Raw genomic sequence first — 22,325 nt, 5'->3', positions numbered from 1 at the left:
GGAGGAGATGTAGGTGGATACACAGCCAATTCGAAAATGGTACACGCTGGCGGCAGCCGACGTGACCGAAGCCCTTCATAGTGATGCTGCGCAAGGGTTGACTCAGCAGGAGGCGGAGCGGCGACTGGCTAAACAAGGTGCCAACCAGTTGGCTGAACAGAAGCGAAAGCCTCTCTACTCGGTCTTTGTTGATCAGTTCAAGGATTTTATGGTACTCATCCTGTTCATTGCAACACTGATCTCGTACTTCCTCGGAGAGTACTTGGATGCGATTGCGATTATCGCGATCATCCTCATTAACGGCATCCTTGGTTTTATTCAGGAGGCCAAGGCTGAGCGATCCTTGCAAGCGCTAAAGGAGCTGGCATCCCCGATGGCGCGCGTCATCCGGGGAGGGCACATTTCCATGATACCGGCTTCGCGGCTGGTACCTGGTGATCTGGTGCAATTGGAGGCCGGGGACCGTGTTCCCGCAGATTTGCGTTTGCTTTCTGCCAATCGGTTGGAGGTTGAGGAGTCTGCGTTGACAGGGGAGTCTGTCCCTGTCGGGAAAAACGTGAAAAAGCTCGAAACAGCGCAAGCATCCACTGTACCGCTTGGCGACCAAAAAAATCTCGCGTTCATGGGCACGATGGTGACCGGAGGAACAGGGAGCGGCATCGTCGTAGCGACAGGGATGAGCACGGAAATCGGGAAAATCGCACATTTGATGAATACAGCGGAAGAAGCAGAAACTCCTTTGCAGCTGCGATTGGAGCAAATGGGCAAAATTCTCGTGGTCGTCGCACTGCTGTTGACGATTGTGGTCATTGCTGCTGGTGTCTGGCATGGTCATGAGCTGTTTACGATGTTCCTCGCAGGGGTGAGTCTTGCAGTGGCGGCAATTCCAGAAGGCTTGCCGGCGATTGTAACTGTCGCGCTAGCGCTCGGCGTCCAGCGGATGATCCGGCGCAATGCGATCGTACGCAAGCTCCCATCAGTCGAGACATTAGGCTGCGCCTCTGTCATTTGCTCTGATAAAACAGGGACCCTGACTCAAAATAAAATGACCGTTACCCAAGTGTGGCACAGTGATTCCACGTATGAGGTGAGCGGCAGCGGCTACGCACCAGAGGGAGCCTTTCACTATCTAGGAAAAATGGTATCTCCCGCCCGTGACGGAGCGCTCACGCAAATCATCCGAATCGCAGACCGATGCAACAATGCAAGGTTGACATGCGAGGAACAAAGCACGCGAAATCTGCTTGGGATGGGCAAGACGTCACGCTTTTGGCAAGTCGTAGGCGACCCGACAGAAGGTGCTCTCAAGGTGCTTGCCGCGAAGGCATTGGGCGGCAATACAGAGCGCAGCAACCAGAAAAATCAGGGACAGCGTGTGGAGGAGCTCCCTTTTGATTCTGACCGCAAAATGATGTCGGTCGTCGAAAAGGGGACCGACGGCGTGTATTCCTTGCTGACGAAAGGCGCGGCGGAGGCATTGCTGGCGAGATCGACACACATCTTGTGGAAGGGAGAGCTCATTCCACTCTCCGCGACGCTTCGTTACCAAGTACTGGAGCAAACGGAACGGATGGCAGGCAAAGCGCTGCGCGTACTGGGCTTCGCGTATAAGACACTGCAAGGCTATCGCCCGGGACAGCCGATCGGCTCCCTGGAAAACAATCTCGTCTTTGTCGGATTGGCCGGGATGATCGATCCACCGCGTGAAGAGGTGCGTCCCGCGATCAATTTGTGCCATCAAGCAGGAATCAAGACGGTCATGATTACAGGCGACCACAAGGTGACAGCAGAAGCAATTGCCCGGCAGATTGGCTTGATGCGCGGCTACGGAGAGGTGCTGGAGGGCCGTGAGCTGGACAACATGTCAGATGAGCAGCTCGCAGAGTATGCAGAGCGCGTCACTGTCTATGCCCGTGTGTCTCCTGAGCACAAGCTGCGGATCGTCCGTGCCCTGCAAAGCCAAGGACATGTTGTCGCCATGACCGGAGACGGTGTCAATGATGCCCCTGCAATCAAGACCTCAGACATTGGGATCGCGATGGGGATTACCGGTACAGATGTGACAAAGGAAGCGGCCGATCTCGTGCTTCGCGACGATAACTTCGCCACGATTGTCGCTGCTGTCGAGGAAGGCCGCAACATCTATGACAACATTCGAAAATTCATCCGCTATTTGCTGGCGTCCAATGTAGGCGAGATTCTCGTCATGTTTTTTGCAATGCTCCTCGGGCTTCCTTTGCCTTTGGTGCCGATCCAGATCTTGTGGGTCAATCTCGTGACAGATGGCTTGCCGGCTATGGCGCTGGGCGTCGATCAGGCGGAGAAAGATACGATGTATCAGCAACCGCGCAACAAGGCAGAGAACATATTCAGTCGAGGGTTGGGCTGGAAAATCATTAGCCGTGGGTTCCTCATCGGGGCCATGACACTGCTCGCGTTCTGGCTGACTCTCAAAGAGAATCCGAATGACTTGGTGCATGCGCAGACTGTTGCTTTCGTCACGTTGGTTATGGCGCAGCTGATTCACGTTTTCGATTGCCGGAGTCAATACAGCGTTTTTCACCGCAATGTATTTGAAAACAAATACCTCGTCTGGGCCGTGCTTTCGTCGATCGTGCTCGTGATCGGTGTCGTATACATGGAGGCACTCCAGCCGATCTTCAAAACAACGGATTTGAATCTGCGCGATTGGGCATTAATTTTGGTCGCGGCGGGCGTTCCTACGTTTGTCGCGGGAATCGGTGGGGTGCTTACCAGCGGCAGACAGCGCGCAGGCAAAGAGAAACGACCAGCTATGCGTACGGTTCGTCCTGACTAACCGGGCCGCCAAAGGGGAGAGGGAGCCATCGTGCGCTTGAGAAGGGGAGGATGGAAAAGACGTAGAAGGAGAATTTTCGCTGGGCTCCTGCTGATTATTGTTGTATTGATCGTTTTGTTTATCGTTGTGGAACGCAGGGTAGAGCCGACGTTGATGTTGATTGCCCAGGCCAAGGCAGAGCAGGTCGCCAAGCTAGCCATTACCGATGCAGTCACCAAACGCATGTCCCAGCAGGGTCTCGATGTCAACGAAGTCGTCATCATGGAGAAAGACGAGAATGGCAGCATCAAAGCGGTGAATTTCAACTTCAAAGAGTATTCCCGGATTGTGGGGGAAACGACAGCCCGTATTCAAAATCGCTTGAAGGAATTCGAGCAAGAGCACGTCCAGACAACCATACCACTAGGCTTGGCTACCAAAAACGTCTTTCTGGAGCACTTTGGGCCTGATATTCCGGTGTCGTTCGTTCCGATTGGAGCCGTCAAAACGAAGCTGGAAACAGGCCTGAAGCAAGCCGGAATCAATATGGTGCTGGTGACTGTCTACATTCACGTCGAAGTCGATTTGCGGGTCATTATCCCGTTTGCGACCAAGCAACAGACGGTCACCACACAAATCCCAGTCTCCGAAGCCCTGATCGTCGGCAAAGTACCGACTTATTTGTACGACAACCCGTCAGGCAAGCCCGATGTGCCGATGCCACGAAACAACGAAATCCCAACCCAGCCGTGACGTTTTTCGCTTATACGCGAACGATTTACACAGCTATGAAAATTTTTTTGAAACGTTTCAGAAATGGTGCCGTCCAATGAATAGAGACACACAAAAACAAGCAAGAACATTGGAGGCGTAACAACATGAAAACAATCCGTACAGGAATGATGACAATCGCGGCACTGGCCGTTTTGGGAACTAGCGTGGTATCTGCAACCTCCGAACCAGTAAAAGAACTTTCCGTTAACATTAACGGTCAAGCAATCGCACAAGATGCGATCTTCGATAAAGGTCAGCAAACCGTACTGGTTCCACTTCGTCCTGTTGCTGAAGCTCTCGGCTTCAAAGTAAGCTGGAACGACAAGGAAAAAGCAGCAGAAGTGCAAAGAGGCGCGATCACCAGCTACGCAAAAGAAGGAGAGGATCGCTATCCTTTCGCAAAAATGTACAAAACATTGGGAGCAGAGCCGCGTGTACTGAATGGCAGTACCTATGTGCCAGTTAAATTCGTGGACGAAATCCTGCAAGCAGAAGTGAATGTAACCGATGATGCCGTGACTGTAGTTGAGGACGAAATCGCTCCTATGCGCACAGGTACCATTACGAACATCAACAAATCCGATAAAGGCTACTCGGTTACACTGAACATCTATGAATCTGGCATCATCCTGCACCTGACGGAAGACACCAAAATTACGGATGAAGCTGGTAAAGTGCTGAAGCCAGAAGACTTGAAGCTGGGTATGGCAGTAGATGCTACAACCGAAAAATTCATGGCGATGAGCTTGCCGCCACAAACGAGTGCGCTCAGCATCACGGTAAAAGGCGGCCTGGAGACACAGGACGTCCTGGGAACAGCGGGAAAAGTAGCGAGCATCTCTGCTGACAAAGATGGCAATTACAAAATGCTTGTAGAGGGTCGCGGTATTACCAAAACCTCCCAAGAAAAAATCAACCTGAACATTACCGAGAAAACGGTGATTATCAATGCGCGAGACAATAAAGTACTCTCGCCAGCTGAGCTGAAAGAGGATATGCAAGTAGTTGCCTTCTACGGCCCAATGATGACGAAGAGCCTGCCGCCTATCGGCACTGCTGAGAAAATCGTAGTAGAGTAAGGAGAAAGAACGGGATGGCATTTGCTGTCCCGTTTTTTGTGTTCATGACTAGATCGTGTATTGCATACAGATGACGCGACCGAGCTTTTCCGTCTCTCTTTCCTCGTAGACAACAAAGCCGTATCGCTCGTAAAAAGGCACGACCCGGCTATTCTTTTCCAAAACGGCCAGATGCAGAGAGGTGTAGCCGTTTTCCCGGTACCAGGCAATTAACGTATCCAGAAATTCTCTAGCGTAACCGTGACGCTGGTAGGCGCTGTGCAGCATGATAAGGCCGAGCCAAGGGTTATTATCGCGGGGATTGTTTAAAATGAACTGGGCGATCCCAATGATCTCGGTACCGTGTACTTCTCTTATCGAAAAGCTATAGGAGTCCGCAAACGCCAGATTATCTTGATGGTCATCTGCTACTGTCTGTATAGTGACGATCCGTTGTCCAAAGGCAAAATCCATATAATCGGGGTTTGAATTGTACACCGTTAGCAGCTCAGGGAAATCGTGTTCCGTGACGGGCTGAAAAACCAATCGAGCGCTATGGGCTGGGAAGGGAGTAGTGCTTGGCATGTCAAAAGCTCCTTTCAACGAAATTTATCACTTATCTAATTAGATAATATTCTAATTTTATAAAATGTCAATTCGAATGATGATAAGGGAATTCCCTGATACACTTTCTTTTATGGAAACTTTACAATAAACGTTAGAATGATTGTCTCAAAAGGAGGAGCGCATGAGTACGTCGAGTGAAGTGCTTTCCCTGATGCAGTCGATCTTTGCCAACGTCAGTGATGCGATCCTGGTGATTGATCATGAGGGACGAATCGTAAAGGCTAATGCTGCGTTGGAGCAGATGACGGGCTGGACAGAAGAAGAGCTGATTCGAGATAAACATATTTGCGAGCTGTGTCTCGGAATGGCAACGTGTATGGAAGAAACGAGCTGCACAGATTGCTTTTTTAAGCGCGTGCAAATGCCTTCATTCGAGATGAGGCTCCGAACGAAATCAGGTGTGGATTACCCTGTCGCTGCCAGCTCTGCGAGACTAGAGGATGAAATGCAGGGGAAGCTGGTCATGATTTTGCGTGATATGTCTGCGCAACAGCGAGTGGAAAAAGAGCGCTACCAGTACAAGCTGACGAATTTTGCGATCCAAGCACAAGAAGAAGAACGAAAGCGCATCGCCCGGGAGCTGCATGATGGCGTAGGGCAGGCGCTTTATAGCATTTTAGTGGGACTGAACGTAGTCAGACAACGAGAATTGAACGAACCGATTATGCAGCATGTCACGGAATTGGTGAATATGACTTCCAAGGCGATGGAGGAAGTGAAGCGGATGGCGCTGGAGCTGCGTCCGTCTGCACTGGATGATCTCGGTTTACTGCCTGCATTACGTTCGTTGATGAAACGGGTGGAAAAGACTTTTCATATCCAGGTGGAGCTGCATGTTCAGGGGGAGAAACGCAGATACTCCGCTGCGATGGAAACCGCGTTGTACCGGATTGTACAGGAAGCCATGACCAATACGGCAAAATACGCAAAGGCGAGCCATCTGGGAATCATGTTCGAGAATAGGGAGAAGGAAATTGTCGTCACGATTGTGGATGACGGAGTAGGGTTTGAAGTAGAGAAAACATTGAAAATCGGCAAAGGTCTCGGTGTGTTTGGCATGAAGGAGCGTGCCCAGCTGCTTGGTGGTACCGTTGATATTCGCTCCGCACCCGAGGAAGGTACGACGGTAATCGTCCGAATTCCGGTGCCGAAGGAGGGGGTAGAGGATGACCATTCGCGTCTTGATCGCTGATGATCATGCGATTGTACGCTCTGGGCTGGGGATGCTGATCAACGCCCAAGAGGACATGGAAGTCGTCGGTTATGCAGCTGACGGAAAAGAGGCATGTGAAAAAGCATGGGAAATCCGACCCGATGTCGTCTTGATGGATTTGAGCATGCCGCCTGGGGAAAACGGCTTGACAGCAACCGCACGATTAAAGGAAACGGCACCAGACATTCAGGTGCTCGTGCTTACGATGCATGATGACGAGGAATACTTGTTTCGGGTACTGCAAGCCGGTGCTGCCGGCTATATTTTAAAAAGCGCCCCCGACCTCGATTTGATCACGGCGATCCGTTCGGTCAATCAAGGCATGGCGTATTTGTATCCATCTGCGACGAAATCTCTGATCGAGGAATTTTTGCAAATGGTCAAGAACGGTGAGGAGCAGGCCAAGTACGACATCCTGACTGATCGGGAAAAAGAAGTGCTAGTCTTGATTGCAAAGGGCTTTAGTAACAAGGAAATTGCCGAGCAGCTCACTGTTTCCGTCAAGACGGTAGAATCTCATAAAGCGCACATTATGGAAAAGCTCCACCTGCGTACGCGGCCTGATTTGGTGCGGTATGCGATTAAGAAGGGCTGGCTGGATTTTGAGTAGGACTTGATCTGTTCTCTATAGTCCAGCACTCTGATCTAACGTACGGTAGACGGTACCCTTTAAGGGGATCGGCTCAGCAGAATTTAAAACGGATTATGACCGCTCAGGTGCCTGCTAGCTCAAGAGCGGTCATTCTTTTTAGTCAGGGTCTACAACGATTGCTACAATAAGGTCCAAGGACGATCCCAATACGGGATCGTCTTTTTTTGTGTCGAACCTGTGACCGAAAACGGTCATAAAACGGTCGAAATCAGGGGTTTCCCGGAACATTTTAAGGGATTTCCCCGAATTACTTCCAAGGGGTTCCAGCGGTAGAATGAAGGCGTGAAAACTACACCGCGCCCATGAGGCACGTAGGAAAGGAGAAGAGCGCGATGGAGACGCAAGTAGACAAAGCGGCGAAAGGCAAAAAATCAAAATCCAGCAAGCTGCAAACGGACCAGGAAGACTTGAAGGGAACGTTTGTCGCGGTTCTGATCGTCGGAGGTATTATTCTAGTCGGTTGGTTGGGTGTATTCGGGCTTTTCCTGGATAGGGCGTAATAAGGAAGTAAAGGAGGGTACTTATTTATGCATTTGCATCGATATGAAAAAATCTGGTTGATGCTCGGCGCAGGCGGTTTGGCCTTATTTATTGTATTGTTGTGCGTCAATGCGTTTGCCATGGGGATGGCTCCGCCAAGTAATATGGAAATGATTGATCCGGAGAAGGTTACCGAGACGCCTCCTTTTGATAAACCAGGCTTGAAACAGGTAGGAGACAACGAATACGACGCTTACATGACAGCATTTGCGTTCGGCTTCGCTCCGACCAAGATGGAAATACCAGTCGGCGCAACGGTGAATTTCCACGTCACGAGTCCAGACGTTATTCACGGATTCCAGATTCCAGAGACCAACATCAACTTCATGGTTCTGCCTGGACACATCAGCTCGGCAACACACACATTTGACGAGCCAGGCGAGTATTTGATCCTTTGTAACGAATACTGTGGCGCAGGTCATCAGGTAATGGCGACCACGATTATTGTGAAATAAAGGTAGGTGAATCCTATGGTAATCGCACGGAAGATCGACGATACACTCCCCCATGTTCCGGTTCAGCGTTCTGCGGCAAGTCTTAGTTTGGCCTATGTGTGGGTAGCTTATATTGCATTTGGTTTGGCAGCTGTGGCAGGGATGGTACAGGGCATGGTTCGCGGTGGAATCATGGAACTGCCGAGCTGGACAAATTACTATCAAATTTTGACCGCTCATGGCGTGTTGATGGCACTTATTTTTACCACGTACTTCATCGTTGGATTTATTTTCTCAGGAGTCGCCCGCACAACAGGTGGTTCCTTGCACGGAGCCGCTCTGAAATTTGGATGGGCCGGCTGGATTCTCATGACGCTTGGGACGTTGATGGCTGTTGTCACCATTCTGATGAATGAAGCCTCTGTCCTTTATACATTCTACGCACCACTGAAAGCATCTCCATACTTTTACATTGGTTCTGCCTTGCTTGTAGTTGGCAGCTGGCTGGCGGGATTCGGGGTTTTTGCCAGCTATCGCAAATGGAAACGCGAAAATAAAGGAAAAACGTCTCCGCTTTTCCTCTATATGGGCGTCACTACTTACATCCTGTGGATTACTGCGACGATTCCTGTAGCGGTGGAGGTTCTGTTCCAACTCATCCCGTGGTCACTCGGGCTGGTTCCAACGATTAATGTCATGCTTAGCCGTACGCTGTTCTGGTTTTTCGGTCATCCGCTCGTTTATTTCTGGCTATTGCCTGCTTATATGGCGTGGTATGTATGTTTGCCAAGAATCATCGGCGGTCACGTCTTCAGTGATTCGCTTAGTCGACTCGCTTTTATCTGCCTGCTGTTGTTCTCGATTCCTGTCGGGTTCCACCACCAATTGATGGAGCCGGGAATCTCACCAGCATGGAAAATGATCCACGTTACACTGACGCTGATTGTTGTAATCCCATCCTTGATGACAGCATTTTCGATGTTTGCCATCTTTGAAACGACTGGACGCAAAAAAGGCGGAGTTGGACTTTTCGGTTGGTTCAAAAAACTGCCTTGGACAGATGTACGTTTCTTTGCTCCATTTGTAGGGATGCTGTTCTTCATTCCTGGCGGAGCTGGGGGAATTATTAACGCAAGTAACCAAATTAACGCGGTCGTGCACAATACGATTTGGGTAACTGGTCACTTCCACATCACTGTAGGAGCAGCTGTTGCGCTCACCTTCTTCGGTGTCAGTTTTTGGCTGATTCCAGCATTGACCGGACGGCAGTTGACCAAGACTGCGAATCGGATGGGAATGGTGCAAACGGTATTTTGGGCAGTAGGCATGTTCTTGATGTCGCTCGCCATGCACACAATGGGCTTGCAAGGGGCTCCACGCCGCACAGATTACACGACGTATATGGACCACCCATTAGCTTTGGGCTGGATGGATTATCAACGTGTAATGGCGTTTGGTGGCGGACTGCTGTTCGTATCCGCGATTCTCTTGATTGCGATCTTGCTTTATCTGACTTTCTACGCACCAAAGGGAAATACGGAATATCCGATTGCCGAGACAGAGACAACGCAAGAGGTTCCAAAAATTTTGGAGCGTTGGCCTGTATGGGTTGGACTTGTGGCCTTCCTGATTATTCTCGCTTACGGTTATCCGATCATGGAACAAATTCAGCACCAAGCACCAGGCTCGCCGCCTTTTGTGACTTGGTAGGACAATACAATACGTACGAAAAAAGCCGCTCATTCCGTTGGGAAGCGAGCGGCTCATTCTTTTTAAAAAAACTCTAGCGCTGCCAGTTCGGTAAAGGCAAGAATCAGATACCCGATTGCCAAAAGCCATAGGGCGAGAATTCTGAGGTCTTCCTCTTCAAATGGCATACAAACTCCTCCTTTTTCTCTTGTTAGCACAACATATTCAAGAGGGAGGGCATTGGTTTAGCTTATGGCTGGTATATCATCTTGCGGGTCATTCCGCCATCTACAATCAGCTCAGTACCCGTAATGAAATCGTTGTCTTTTTGCGTCAAAAATAGGCACGCACGGGCAATATCATCGGGTGTACCTACGCGACCTGCCGGATGCTGGGCATGATCCCCGGGGCGAAGATCGGCATAATCGCGGTGTTCAATCCAGCCAGGAGAGATCGCGTTGACACGAATTCCATCGGGACCGAGTGAGACACCAAGCGCATGTGTTAATGATAAAATGCCTCCTTTGGAAGCCGCGTATGCCTCTGAGTGTGGCTCGGACATGTGCGCCCGCGTCGAACAAAGATTAAGGATTGCGCCTCCGCCATGGCGACGCATGATTTTGGCTGCTTCTCTCGATGCGAGAAAGACACTGCGCAAATTTGTATTCAAGATATGGTCCCACGCTTCGACGGTCAGTTCATAGGGAGATTCCCAAACGGACAAGCCCGCGTTGTTGATCAAAACATCGAGCCGCCCCCAGCGTTCATCGACGGTTCTCATTAAATGTTCGATCTGCGCTGGAACGCTGACGTCAATGTGCTCGAAGTGTGCCGTGCCTTTCACTGCTTCTGTCGTGTTGATTAGCGAGGTAGTTTCTTCTCCCGCAGCGCGATTGTATTCGGCGATGACGACATGTGCTCCTTCGGCAGCATACATAGTAGCAATAGCCCGTCCAATGCCTTGGCCACCGCCAGTGACGATGACAATGTTATCCGTGTATTTCATCGAGAGCGCCTCCAAACAATAGGGTATGAAGCGAACTGTAAAAAGTAATTGCAAAATGTTTGTAACGATAATAAAGTAAGTAGTATCTTTTGAACAACGTACTATACAGTATGGAGGAGATTCAACCATGAGTACAGAAGTGAAAATTTCCGCTGAACAGGTAATGGAAGCCCGTCACAGCGTGCGTAAATACGATCCAAATGAAAAAATTCCACAAGGCGAGCTGAACGAAATCCTGCGTCTTGCAGCAAGCGCACCATCGTCCTGGAATTTGCAGCATTGGCGTTTTCTCGTCGTGACCGATCCTGCTATCAAAGAAAAACTGCTCCCAATCGCATACAATCAGCAGCAGGTAGTGGATGCTTACGCTACCATCATCATTCTCGGCGATCTGGAGGCTTACAAGTCTGCTCGCCCTGTTTATGATGAAGCATTGGCAAAAGGATACGTTACAGAACAAGTGCGTGAGACCATGATCGCGCAAATCGAAGGGGCTTACAATAACAACCCGGAAATCGCTCGTGATGAAGCAATCCGCAATTCGTCCTATGCAGCGATGCAGCTCATGCTGGCGGCAAAAGCAAAAGGATACGACACATGCCCAATGGGTGGATACAACCGTGATGCGCTCATTAAAGAGCTGAACATCCCATCCCGCTATTTGCCAACACTCATGCTGACTTTGGGGAAAGCAAGCGTGCAAGCTTATTCGACTTCCCGTTTTGGCCTCGAAGAATTGGTCATTCAAAACAGCTTCTAATATCGTGTTCCAACAGAAAAAAACTCATCCACGCCTCATACAAATGCGGCAAGGGTGAGTTTTTTTGTAAGATCTTTCCCAGGGAGCTATTCGCTCTTCCTGCCTTATTGATTCGCCAACAACGGTAAATCCACCATAATCGATGTTCCTTGACCAAGGGCGCTGCTGACGGAAAACCGCCCGGCATGGAGTTGAATGATTTCTTTGCAGATCGCCAATCCCAGACCACTGCCAGAGAGCTTGGAACGTCCCTTGAAAAACTTTTCTGTGACATGCGGCAGGTCTTCCGGGTTAATGCCTTCACCAGTATCCGTGACGGTGACAAGGAGCCGATCGCCTGACAAGGAAGCTGCGATGACAATCGAGCCGTTTTGTGGTGTGAATTTCAGCGCATTGTCCAATAGATTCACAAATACTTGCTTGAGTCTATTCGCGTCTCCCATAACCATTAGTGGAGTAGGGGGAGTCTCCAGCTTCAACTCGATTTGTTTCGCATTGGCACGTACTGAAAATTGAAGATGCAAATCATGGAGAAGCTCCCGGACATCCATGCGTTCGCGAGACAATTTCATCTCACCGGATTGAAACTTCGAGAAATCGAGCAATTCCTCGACGAGCCCGATCAAACGATCTGTCTCCTTGGAGATGACTTCCAGACCGAGCATCGTCTCCTCAGGCTCTTCCAGGCCGCCGGAAATGAGTGTTTCGCCCCATCCTTTAATCGACGTAAGTGGGGTACGCAGCTCATGAGAGACAGAGGAGATGAAGTCATTTTTCAGCTTTTCGTTTTTCCCGATTTCCGCTGCCATGTAATTGAATGTATCTGCGAGGGTTCCTACCTCATCATCGAATCGTTTTGGCGCCCGGACAGCGAAATTTCCTTCCGCCATTTGTTTCGCCGCACTCGTTAAATCTTCGATAGGGTCGACGATTCGTTTTGCCATGAGCAGGCTGAGCGCAAAAGCGAGGACGACTACGCCTGTCCCAACGCCAGCACCGTACAAGGCAATGCGATTTACAGCTTGATAAAGCGGTTCAGCGGAGATCGTGTACCGCAGAACACCTACAAATTCTCCGCTGTACGTAAGCGGATTGGACACCGCGATGACACGCTCCCGCGACTGTGGACTGTTCCCGATGTAGAGACCACTTTGTCCTTTGATGGCATCCATGACGTCAGGGGTATTGATGATCTCACTGGTCTGAAAGCCGTAGGAGTTGAGAATGACTTTTCCTCCTGGGTCCAAAACCTCAATTTTGGCGTATTCCTGATTCGAAACATTCTCCAAAATGTAGCGTGCTTTGTCTTTTAACCGATAGCCAGTGGCGTACTTGTTAATAAAATTGGTGAAGGTCGTGCTGCGGGTTACTAATGCTTCGGTCGCAGTCCCGATGTAATACGTATGAACGGCCCAGTAAAACAGTCCTTCCAAGAGCAGTACGATCAGAAGGAGGATTAGGCCAAAATGAAGAACCAGCCTACTCTTAATGCCTTTCATCTGGGACGTCCTTTCGCCACAGGTAGCCATACCCCCAGACGGTCTCCAGGAAAGCTGGATGAGCCGGATCGTCCTCGATTTTTTGCCTTATTCGGCGGATATTCACATCAACGATTTTTAAGTCCCCGACGAAAAATTGACCCCAAACTGCTGTCAAAATCTCGTCCCGACTGATAGCTTTGTTCGCGTTTTCTGCGAGTAATTTGATGATGGCAAATTCTTTTGGCGTGAGGTCAATTTCTTGATCCGCCCGAATCAGCTTGCGTTCATCGAGCAGCAGCGTGAAGGGGGCAATGTTAATTTCATTTTTGTCCTCGGCCTCAGGGATGGGTGTCAATCTGCGGTGCAACGCTTTGACACGGGCCAGCAGTTCCGCTGGGCTAAACGGCTTGGAGACGTAATCGTCCGCCCCGAATTCGAGACCCATGACTTTGTCTAGCTCCTGGCTTTTGGCCGTCAACATAATGATTCCGAGGCGCGGATATTTTTTTCGCAGCTGCCCGCATACTTCGAAGCCATCGATGCCGGGGAGCATGACGTCGAGAATCGCAATGACGATGTCCGATTGTTGATCTGCGAGATCAAGTGCCTCTTCTCCGGTGCCAGCCTCGATCACCTCATAGCCCTCGCGCTTGAGATTGATGCGCACAAAATCCCGGATGGATTTCTCGTCTTCCAGTAATAGAACCTTCATAGGGCAAATCTCCTTGATAAGGATTTACTATTTCACTTTATTCCCGGTTCGTCATCGGTTTGTAGAGCTGACGAACTTCCTCTGCGGTAAGCTGCATGGAACGATATTCCGCGAGAGCAGCCTTTCCAAGGGTAGGTGTCGTTTGCGGTAAAATGGCGATCAAGACTTGTTTTCCCTCTTCCTTCAGCAAAATGTAGGGCACTTGCTTTTGCTTCAATCCGCTTTCAAATTTGGTCCATTCGTTTTGAGGGATGCTTTGGAGCGTTAGTAATTCAGCCTTATTTTTGCCATTCGCTCCGTAATAAAGGAATCGAATGAGCAGTGGATTCGTATCATGGTTGATGGAGATGGTGTATTTTTCGCCCCATTTTGCCGGAATCTTGAGGTCAAACCCTTGTGTGTAATGTTGATAGTGATCTTCGATATGTTTCAAACCCGTTTTCCCGTCCCATTGGAAGTAGGAGGAGACCCAAGGGATTTCCGCCATGGCCAAATCCTCTGTCCCTGCGGGTTGAATCTTCGTGCCGATCTCGATGATGCCATCACCGTTGATATCTTCACTTTCCAAAGAATATGGCTTGAAGGTCAGGTCCATCTCTCCTTCTATTTTTGCCAAAGGGTTGGACAGTTGTCCATTGTCCCAGAGGAGTAGTTCAGTGGAAGCAGAGTGAGCACCTAATCCAGCATCAATAAATAGTCCGTTTCGGGTTGGCGATGCTTTACCGATGATAGCCTGATAGTAACCATTCACATATCCGTCAAGGGCTAGCTCTGTCTTTTTTGCGATTGTGCCGTTCGCCGCCCCATATAGCTCGGCTTTGGATGTGAAGTTATTTTTGTCGAGAACAACGAGAGCGAGATCCGCGTGATCATCTCCTGTCAAATCGCCTACTGCCATTATGGTATAGGGCTGCTTCATCAATTCCTGGGTCATATTATTCGCTAGCGAATAAACGGAGAGCTCCTTGTTCAAATCTTCGCCGCCCCCCATTCCAATCAGCATTTCTGGAATGTTATCACCTGTGAGATCTTGAAAGGAGACGTAGTCCAATTCGCTGCCGACACCAGTAAAGGAGGAGAGCTTTTCCCAGTTTCCTTGCTTTTGGGTAAGCACAAGCACACCGATTTCGTAATCGGTTTTTTCGGTTTTGTAAAAAGCGACGACCTCTGCAACCCCATCCCCGTTTAGATCCTGTAGGGAGACGGCACTGGCTTCTGCGGGATGAAGAGGAACAGATAATTGCGACCCAGCCGGCAAAAATTGCATGACGGCCTGATTGATCGATTTTTGATCTCCGTCTGCTGACGGGGCGCGCATCAATTCATTGGGTGTATCTGTGAGTCCGCAACCGCTAACAAGCGAGGCGCAGAGTGCTGTCGTTAAGAGCCAAGCCTTTTTCATTTCAAATGTTCCTTTCTGTTGCTGCATCCATTTGACTATATTGTAGCTTGCCCATCCCGCAAAATTGTTGCAAAACGGTAAAAAAACCGTTTTCGAGCTTTCCAAGAACGAGCGAACATGTTCTAAGCTTCCTTATACAGGAAAAAAGTGCGAGAGAACAGGGAACATTTTACTAGCAACAATTGACCTAGCAATTTCGTTTAAAAATGTAGGATAGGAGTTGGATGTTATCTATACGAAGGAGGAGAATAGGATGAAAGCATGGCACAAAACGATGGCGGCAGTTCTTTGCAGCGGCGCAGTTCTCATGGCTTCGGGCGTTGGAGCTGACCCGGTTCAAGCGAGCGGCATCCAATCGCAAGCGTACGCGCCGGTAGTCTTATTGCAACCAGAGCAAAATATCCCGTTCACGATCCAATTTGTCGATGGATTTGTGGCAAAAGTAACGAATACAAAAACAAAAGCGACGAGTACAGTAGATATATCGGACAATAAGGCTACGTATGTGAAGCAAGGAATTTATCATGCCAATGGTAAGCTGCAAAAGGCAACCAATGGATATACGCAAAAGCTGGTGGAGCTGGTGCCATTCCTGGATGCGAAAGGCAACCTGCGCTACATGGGCAAGCAAACCTTGCATGGGCTGAATACGGAGGATCGCTTGGCAGTGGCGACCAGTGTGTGGAACATCGTCGACAAACAGCCGCAGCTTTTACAGGTAACGGTTCAAAAAGCAGACTGGGACAATATGCCGTCGCCAGACGAGACGATCAATAGCGGCTTTAGTATGGGGAGCGATAGTACCTTTGTCCTTGATACGAAGTATGCAGACGTGACCGGAGACGACATCAAGGATCACATTTTGCTTGTAGGCGATAAGATGGGCGTATCGATGAATCAGACGGCCAAAAACCTGCGTGTCGTGGTTCTCGAAGGAAAGGATAATCAGCAGACGTTTATCTCTGTAGGAAAACGCGACAGCGGTATTCTTCCGAAGCTCGCCATCACGGATGGCAATGCCGATCAGGTGAAAGACATCCTCGTCACGATGCCGACTGCGACAGGTCATGTGTACAGTCAGCTTACGTGGAAAGAAAATCGCCCGCAGCCAGTCGTCGAGCAGGGGAAATTAAATGATCGTCAGGCGTACCAGCCAGTCATAGGGGTTTATGGCGAAGCGGTTGGGATGAATAAGGCGAAAAAACAATAGTGGAGTAGGCGTGGAGGAAATCAGTCAGAGTGAAATCTGGCTGATTTTTTTAATGTGCAGGATTAATCGTGAAAAAGTCATTCTTAAAAGAGAGAAGGTTTCTTCGGTTTTTTAAATCGTAATAATTACGTTTTATATTGACTCCGAATGTTTCGATGAGTTATGATAACCAACAAATCGTAATAATTACGTTTTGAGAAAGCTGAAAAGGAGAACCTAGCATGAACATGATCGAAAATAAAATTCCCGTCACAGTCCTGAGCGGGTACTTGGGAGCGGGCAAAACGACGCTGCTGAACCATGTCCTGAACAACCGGGATGGGCTACGAGTCGCCGTGATCGTGAACGACTTGAGCGAAGTAAACGTAGACGCCTCTCTTATTCTCTCGGGCAGTGGTCTTTCACGTGTGGACGAAAAGGTCGTGGAGCTGTCGAATGGCTGCATTTGCTGCACCTTGCGAGAGGATTTGCTGACGGAGGTAGAGCGTCTGGCTTTGGAAGGACGGTATGACTACATACTGATTGAATCGACGGGAGTAGGCGAGCCGGTTCCTGTCGCCCAGACTTTCACATACGTAGACGAAGAAAATGGCATCAATTTATCATCCTTGTGCCGACTGGACACGATGGTGACCGTAGTGGATGCGTACCGCTTCTGGCATGACTTTTCGTCTGGCGAAAACCTTTTGGACAGAGGGCAGGCAGTTGGCGAAGAAGATACCCGTGAGGTCGCGGATCTTTTGATCGACCAGATTGAATTCTGTGATGTGTTGATTCTGAACAAATGTGATCGTGTCGCTCCAGACGATTTGATACAGCTGGAAGCCGTTCTGCGCAAGCTGCAGCCAAATGCACGCTTCATCCGCGCTGTTCGTGGGCAGGTAGACCCGCAAGAAATTTTGAATACCAACCTGTTCGACTTCGAGACTGCCAGTCAATCAGCGGGATGGCTTGCTGAGCTGCAAAAGGAAGAGCATACACCTGAGACGGACGAGTACGGAATTTCCTCCTTCGTTTATCGCAGACGCATGCCATTTCATCCAGCCCGTTTTGAAAAGTGGTTAGAGGATTGGCCAGAGGAGGTCGTGCGTGCCAAAGGCTTTTTCTGGTTGGCGACACGAAATGACGTGGCGATGACACTAAGTCAGGCGGGACCATCCATTGAAATTGGAGCGGCAGGCTATTGGACAGCAGCGTTATCGGCAGAAGAGCAACAAGCCATTCTGGCAGAGGAGCCGGACTGGCAGCAAACATGGCATCCCGTTCATGGAGATCGAACGACAGAGCTCGTCTTTATCGGGATCGATCTGAACCAGGAGCTAATCGTGAAGCATCTCGATGCATGTCTCCTGAACGATGAGGAATACGAGGCGGACTGGAGTGAGCTGCCCGATCCACTCCCAACAGCAGATGCTGTTATCGAGACGACATTGTAACCAAAAAAGAGGAGGCTGACATCCATGCGTGTGAACATTACCCTGCAATGCACGGAAACCGGAGATCGCAACTATATCACAACCAAAAACAAGCGGAATCATCCCGAGCGATTGGAGCTGAAAAAATACTCCCCGCGACTAAAGCGCTATACCCTTCATAGGGAAACAAAGTGATTCCGAAAAATGTCTGAAGACCATAGGCACCCTGCCCAACACCTTCTTATCACCAAAACATAAAATGTACTTGTGTCTATCAAATGAAAAAACCTTCCCGGATGCGCGATGCGATAAAAGAGCATGAAGCGGTTACGATGGGCACCGCTTGAATGAGAAGAATCGGTCCTTTTTTGCAGGAACTTGATGAGTGTGCTGCAAGTCCTAGCTCTTAAACAGGAGAGGGTTCGGTATGAAAATCGTGATCATCGCCCCCGAGCAAATTCCCGTCCCCCCCATTCTTGGGGGGTCCGTCGAAATTACGATTCTGGCGATCGCCAAAGAATTGAGTAAGTGGCACTCGGTCTCGATCATCAGCAGAGCGCATCCTCGTTATCCGAAGTATTCTGTTATCGATGGGGTGCAGATTTATCGGGTTTCTACCGGCAGTCCTGCGAAATATTTGACCCATGTGAAAAAAATCTTGAAAAAACGCCGATTTGACGTTTTGCAAATTGATAACCGCCCGGAGTTCGTCAGGCCGATTAAATCGATGTTTCCGAAAGCTACTGTGTCCTTGTATCTTCACTCGTTGACTTTTGTCAACTTTCCCCATACCAGCCGGGCAGAGACTTTGGCCGGATTACGAAAAGCAGACTTGATTATCACTAACAGTTCATCGCTTGAAAGTCGGCTTTCTGCTCGTTTTCCTAGTATGTCGAGAAAAATCCGGGTTGCATGGCTTGGCGTTGATACATCTCGCTTTTCCCCTATTCAAAAAACCTCTCATCCCCGTGCCTTCACCTTATTGTTCGCAGGCAGGCTTATTCCACGCAAAGGCGTTCCCATATTGCTGCAAGCAGCTAAGCTCGTGAATAAACAGGTAGCCCAACCTGTCAAAGTAATGATTGCAGGAGGATCATCAACAAGCAAATATGCAAGACAATTGCAGGCGCTCTCGCGTAAATTTGGCGTACATGCCGAATTTCTAGGTACGATCCCTCATTGTCGTATCCACCGCGTGTTTAGAAAAGCCGATTTGTTCATTTGTCCTTCGCAGAAGCATGAATCGTTCGGCCTTGTTAACGTCGAAGCGATGTCTTCCGGATTGCCAGTCGTTGCCTCGAAAAACGGGGGCATAAAAGAAGTGATTCAGCATGGCCGTTCTGGATTGCTGATCAATCAATATAAAAATCCGCAAGCCTTCGCCGATGCGATCTGTTCGCTGATCATGAATAGGCCTCTGTATTTGAAAATGAAGCAAGAAGCTCGTCAAATTGCCTTGGAGAAATTTAGTTGGCGAGCAACAGCCGATAGACTCAACCAAATTTACGAGTCTGAAAAAGCTTTACAAAAGAATGAGCTCCAAAATGAAGACCATAACAATCCCCGCAATACCGTCCACGAGTATGGCCAATGTCTCGGCACGATAAGCGGTGGTAAAGCTCGATTTGGAGAAGTGGGACACGATCCAGAAATAAAAGACGTTAACAAGGCTGACGATCATAGCAGCGCTGCCGATTGCCATGAATGTCCAGATTTGCACGAATGGCATGTCCACGATTGGAGCTGCTTTGATGACTGCCCCCATAGCATTACCAGCACCCGAGTTTTCCAAAATGTTGCCGATCTATGTACCGAAAATGATGAGTCCGATGGGAGTGATGATTCCACGGAAGCCTCTTTCGATTTCTTTTCCGCTATCGGCTATCAAAGGCTTGTCGATGCACTCATATACGGTTAACACAATACTGCTGAAGTGGACAATCAGGATTTCAGGCTATAAATCCGCATAACCTGCTCGGCTGTTTGCTCTAGAAGTGAAGCGGCTTCGTGCATGGATTGATCCAGCGTCATCGGTTTGTTGGTGATGCTGACAACGGCAGAAACGCCTTTTTCATAAAGGGTGTCGATGCCATTTCCAATGGAACCCGCGAGGACGATGACGGGAATGCCGTATCGTTGCGCGACTTGGGCAACTCCACATGGCGTCTTTCCTTGGGCCGTCTGGAAATCGACTTGTCCTTCGCCTGTGATAACAAGATTGGCTTTGTCCATGGCTTCTGCGAGTCCGGTCGTCTCAATCACAATCTCAATCCCGGAACGCAGCTGACCATTCAGAAAAGCGAGAAGGGCACCAGCGACACCACCCGCAGCACCTGTGCCAGGCAAATCGTGAATGGCTATGCCGCGGGTCTTTTCGATCAAGTCAGCGAAATGGCGCAAATGATCATCCAATTGGAGCACCATTTCTGGTGTGGCTCCCTTTTGCGGGCCAAAAACGTGAGAAGCGCCATTGGGTCCAATAAAAGGATTGGTGACATCACACGCGATGACGAAGTGACAGTCAGCTAGCCGCTTATCAGCCTGGCTCGTATCAATACGGCTCAGTCGTGATAATTCACCACCTCCAAAAGAGAGTGGCTGATCGTCTTGGTCGAGGAGCACATATCCGAGAGCTTGGAGCATGCCAGCACCTCCGTCATTGGTTGCGCTGCCACCCAGTCCCAGAATGAACTTGCGGCACCCCTGATCCAGTCCGGCTGTAATCAACTGACCAAAGCCATAGGTCGTCGTGACAAGCGGGTTGCGATCTGCGGCAGAAATCAAGTAAAGACCAGAGGCAGCAGCCATTTCGATCACACAGGTTACACCGTCACCCAAAATGCCAAATTCAGCAGCAATGTCCTGTCCGAGCGGGTTTTTTACGGTGGCGGTCAGTATTCTTCCATCTGTGGCATCAACCAAGCATTGCATGGTACCTTCGCCGCCGTCAGCCATCGGTTTCACGATGAGTTCACTTTGCGGGAGTGCGCGTCGAATCCCTGAGCGAATGGCTACGCCCGCTTGTTTGGCAGTCAGGCTGCCCTTAAAGGAGTCCGGAGCAATTACAATTTTCATGACGGTGTTCCTCCTATCAAAAAGAGGGTATTTTCCTCATGATAAAAAAAGACTGTCCCCCGCGTCTAGGCGAGAAACAGTCTTGGTTGTGTCAGGCGTTCTTTTTTAAAGCCATTTCTTCTGGCTGCGATGTTTTCGAGAAGAACATTTTCATCATTGGCGGAGTGACGATGGTCGTCAAGAGTACAACGACAATCAGGACAGCAAACATGTCTTGTGTGAGCAAATTGTTCTCCAGACCAATGGCAGCGATAATAAGGGCGACTTCCCCACGAGATACCATGGCAGCACCAATGGCCATCGAGTTTTTCCACGGGAAGCCTGTGATTTTTGCACCAAAAGCACCACCGATGAGCTTGGAAACAATCGCGATGACGCTCAGGAGCACAATCAGTCCGAGGTTTTCCAAGATGCCAGAGAACTGTGCCGTTACCCCGATCGAGGTGAAAAACACTGGTACGAAAACCGAGTAGCTGATGGTTTCGACCTTGTGGGTTACTTCTTGCTTGTAATTGGTCAAGCTGATGGCAACACCGGCGATGTAAGAACCGATGATAGCAGCAACCCCTGTATATTCAGCAAAGTAAGCGAACAGGAAACAGATGATGAGCGCTGCGGAAATGACCGATTCTGTAACCTGCAACGGAGCGAATTTTTTCAAAACCCAAGGGACAACCTTCCAGGAAAGAACGATGACGATGGCAAAAAACGCGACCTTTTTCAAAACCACCATGCCAAGATTCACGTCGCCGCCAGCAAAGCTCATCAAGAAAGCGAGTGCCAAGATGACCAAAACGTCATCAATAACAGCGGCTCCCATGATTGTTGCGCCTTCTCTTGATTTTAGCTTGCCCAATTCCTTCAATGTTTGTACGGAAATACTTACACTGGTAGCAGAGAGCAACAGGCCCAGGAAGATCGCTTCGATGTTGGGGAGGCCAATCGCAATTCCGGCACCATAACCGAGTGCGAGTGGCATGACAATCCCGGCAACACCTACGCTGGTTGAAGACTTGGCGGTGCGTTTGAACTCATCAATATCCGTCTCTAAGCCCGCGATAAACATGAGCAGGATAACCCCGATTTGGCTAATTTCCTTGAGGATTTCTGTGTCTGTGACCAGCCCGAGAACGGTAGGGCCTAAAACGATACCGATGAGCAGTTTCCCCAAAACGGATGGCTGCCCCAGCCGTACGCTGATATCACCAGCGATTTTGGAAGCGATCAAAATGACAGCCAGCTGAAAAATAAGCATGTGGTTTCCCCCTTTTTACGAAATAAAAAAGAGCCCGTGATCACAGACTTCTTTTTGTCGGCTAAAAAAAGACAAAAAGAACCCTATGATGACAGGCTCCTCCAGTAACGAATTGAATATTCACTTGCGATTTACAAACATTTTAGCATATTGGGCAGAAAAAGTAAACATTTGATGACAAAAGCTCTCCTGCGTGTGAAGATAGAGCAAAAAACCGGAGGAGAA

General features: G+C 49.4%; 20 protein-coding genes. 13 read left to right on the top strand and 7 right to left on the bottom strand.

The window, feature by feature from the left end:
- Window positions 1-13 precede the first annotated feature (13 nt).
- The 3 genes from FB479_RS26580 to FB479_RS26570 all read left to right on the top strand — a co-directional run bounded on the left by FB479_RS26580 (window position 14) and on the right by FB479_RS26570 (window position 4,650).
- Window positions 14-2,818, top strand: a complete 2,805-nt coding sequence (locus tag FB479_RS26580) for a calcium-translocating P-type ATPase, SERCA-type (RefSeq protein ID WP_142067271.1) — start codon at window positions 14-16, stop codon at window positions 2,816-2,818.
- Window positions 2,819-2,848: 30 nt separating this feature from the next.
- Complete coding sequence (gene yunB / locus FB479_RS26575; RefSeq protein ID WP_142067270.1) at window positions 2,849-3,550, top strand: sporulation protein YunB; 702 nt, start codon at window positions 2,849-2,851, stop codon at window positions 3,548-3,550.
- Between the two features lie 125 nt (window positions 3,551-3,675).
- Window positions 3,676-4,650 carry a copper amine oxidase N-terminal domain-containing protein gene (locus tag FB479_RS26570; RefSeq protein WP_106652603.1) on the top strand — a complete coding sequence of 325 codons (975 nt, stop codon included), beginning with the start codon at window positions 3,676-3,678 and terminating at the stop codon, window positions 4,648-4,650.
- Between the two features lie 48 nt (window positions 4,651-4,698).
- Here the strand turns inward: FB479_RS26570 and FB479_RS26565 are convergent, their stop codons facing one another.
- A complete protein-coding gene (locus FB479_RS26565; RefSeq protein WP_142067269.1) occupies window positions 4,699-5,214 on the bottom strand; it encodes a GNAT family N-acetyltransferase in 516 nt (171 codons plus the stop codon).
- A 163-nt stretch (window positions 5,215-5,377) separates the two neighbouring features.
- Here FB479_RS26565 and FB479_RS26560 point away from each other — a divergent pair, with 163 nt between their 5' ends.
- The 5 genes from FB479_RS26560 (at window position 5,378) to FB479_RS26540 (ending at window position 9,805) form a co-directional block, all read left to right on the top strand.
- Window positions 5,378-6,448, top strand: coding sequence for a PAS domain-containing sensor histidine kinase (locus FB479_RS26560; protein ID WP_106652605.1), 1,071 nt, complete (start codon window positions 5,378-5,380; stop codon window positions 6,446-6,448).
- Window positions 6,423-7,079, top strand: coding sequence for a response regulator transcription factor (locus tag FB479_RS26555; protein ID WP_106652606.1), 657 nt, complete (start codon window positions 6,423-6,425; stop codon window positions 7,077-7,079). Before FB479_RS26560 ends, FB479_RS26555 begins: the two co-directional genes overlap by 26 nt.
- 374 nt (window positions 7,080-7,453) lie before the next feature.
- A complete protein-coding gene (locus tag FB479_RS26550; protein WP_088910416.1) occupies window positions 7,454-7,621 on the top strand; it encodes a cytochrome c oxidase subunit 2A in 168 nt (55 codons plus the stop codon).
- A gap of 27 nt (window positions 7,622-7,648) precedes the next feature.
- Entirely contained in the window at window positions 7,649-8,116 is a 468-nt protein-coding gene (locus FB479_RS26545; protein WP_007726119.1) for a cytochrome c oxidase subunit II, read from the top strand.
- A gap of 15 nt (window positions 8,117-8,131) precedes the next feature.
- Window positions 8,132-9,805, top strand: coding sequence for a b(o/a)3-type cytochrome-c oxidase subunit 1 (locus tag FB479_RS26540; protein ID WP_106652607.1), 1,674 nt, complete (start codon window positions 8,132-8,134; stop codon window positions 9,803-9,805).
- A 229-nt stretch (window positions 9,806-10,034) separates the two neighbouring features.
- Here the strand turns inward: FB479_RS26540 and FB479_RS26535 are convergent, their stop codons facing one another.
- Window positions 10,035-10,790 carry an SDR family NAD(P)-dependent oxidoreductase gene (locus FB479_RS26535; protein ID WP_142067268.1) on the bottom strand — a complete coding sequence of 252 codons (756 nt, stop codon included), beginning with the start codon at window positions 10,788-10,790 and terminating at the stop codon, window positions 10,035-10,037.
- A gap of 127 nt (window positions 10,791-10,917) precedes the next feature.
- Here FB479_RS26535 and FB479_RS26530 point away from each other — a divergent pair, with 127 nt between their 5' ends.
- Complete coding sequence (locus FB479_RS26530; RefSeq protein WP_106652609.1) at window positions 10,918-11,550, top strand: nitroreductase family protein; 633 nt, start codon at window positions 10,918-10,920, stop codon at window positions 11,548-11,550.
- A 104-nt stretch (window positions 11,551-11,654) separates the two neighbouring features.
- On the opposite strand, the gene FB479_RS26525 is transcribed toward FB479_RS26530, so the two are convergent.
- The 3 genes from FB479_RS26525 to FB479_RS26515 are packed head-to-tail and all read right to left on the bottom strand — an operon-like array spanning window position 11,655 to window position 15,145.
- Entirely contained in the window at window positions 11,655-13,049 is a 1,395-nt protein-coding gene (locus tag FB479_RS26525; protein ID WP_164724535.1) for a sensor histidine kinase, read from the bottom strand.
- A complete protein-coding gene (locus FB479_RS26520; RefSeq protein ID WP_106652611.1) occupies window positions 13,036-13,743 on the bottom strand; it encodes a response regulator transcription factor in 708 nt (235 codons plus the stop codon). Before FB479_RS26520 ends, FB479_RS26525 begins: the two co-directional genes overlap by 14 nt.
- 37 nt (window positions 13,744-13,780) lie before the next feature.
- Complete coding sequence (locus tag FB479_RS26515) at window positions 13,781-15,145, bottom strand: hypothetical protein (protein WP_106652713.1); 1,365 nt, start codon at window positions 15,143-15,145, stop codon at window positions 13,781-13,783.
- Window positions 15,146-15,398: 253 nt separating this feature from the next.
- Between FB479_RS26515 and FB479_RS26510 the strand changes: the two genes are divergently transcribed.
- From FB479_RS26510 to FB479_RS26495, 4 genes are all read left to right on the top strand, one after another.
- On the top strand, window positions 15,399-16,355 hold the full coding sequence (locus tag FB479_RS26510; protein WP_106652612.1) for a hypothetical protein: 957 nt from the start codon (window positions 15,399-15,401) through the stop codon (window positions 16,353-16,355).
- A 221-nt stretch (window positions 16,356-16,576) separates the two neighbouring features.
- A complete protein-coding gene (locus tag FB479_RS26505; RefSeq protein WP_106652613.1) occupies window positions 16,577-17,791 on the top strand; it encodes a GTP-binding protein in 1,215 nt (404 codons plus the stop codon).
- A gap of 24 nt (window positions 17,792-17,815) precedes the next feature.
- Window positions 17,816-17,965, top strand: coding sequence for a 50S ribosomal protein L33 (gene rpmG / locus FB479_RS26500; protein ID WP_049742370.1), 150 nt, complete (start codon window positions 17,816-17,818; stop codon window positions 17,963-17,965).
- A 232-nt stretch (window positions 17,966-18,197) separates the two neighbouring features.
- Window positions 18,198-19,688 carry a glycosyltransferase family 4 protein gene (locus FB479_RS26495; protein ID WP_142067267.1) on the top strand — a complete coding sequence of 497 codons (1,491 nt, stop codon included), beginning with the start codon at window positions 18,198-18,200 and terminating at the stop codon, window positions 19,686-19,688.
- Window positions 19,689-19,711: 23 nt separating this feature from the next.
- On the opposite strand, the gene FB479_RS26490 is transcribed toward FB479_RS26495, so the two are convergent.
- Window positions 19,712-20,845 carry a glycerate kinase gene (locus tag FB479_RS26490; protein WP_142067266.1) on the bottom strand — a complete coding sequence of 378 codons (1,134 nt, stop codon included), beginning with the start codon at window positions 20,843-20,845 and terminating at the stop codon, window positions 19,712-19,714.
- Between the two features lie 91 nt (window positions 20,846-20,936).
- Window positions 20,937-22,100 (bottom strand): cation:proton antiporter, encoded by a 1,164-nt coding sequence (locus tag FB479_RS26485; RefSeq protein WP_106652616.1) that lies wholly within the window; start codon window positions 22,098-22,100, stop codon window positions 20,937-20,939.
- Between the last annotated feature and the right edge of the window lie 225 nt (window positions 22,101-22,325).

The sequence above is a fragment of the Brevibacillus sp. AG162 genome (assembly GCF_006715575.1).
Classification (GTDB): Bacteria; Bacillota; Bacilli; order Brevibacillales; family Brevibacillaceae; genus Brevibacillus; species Brevibacillus brevis.
This window is presented reverse-complemented; position numbering and strand designations above follow the sequence as displayed.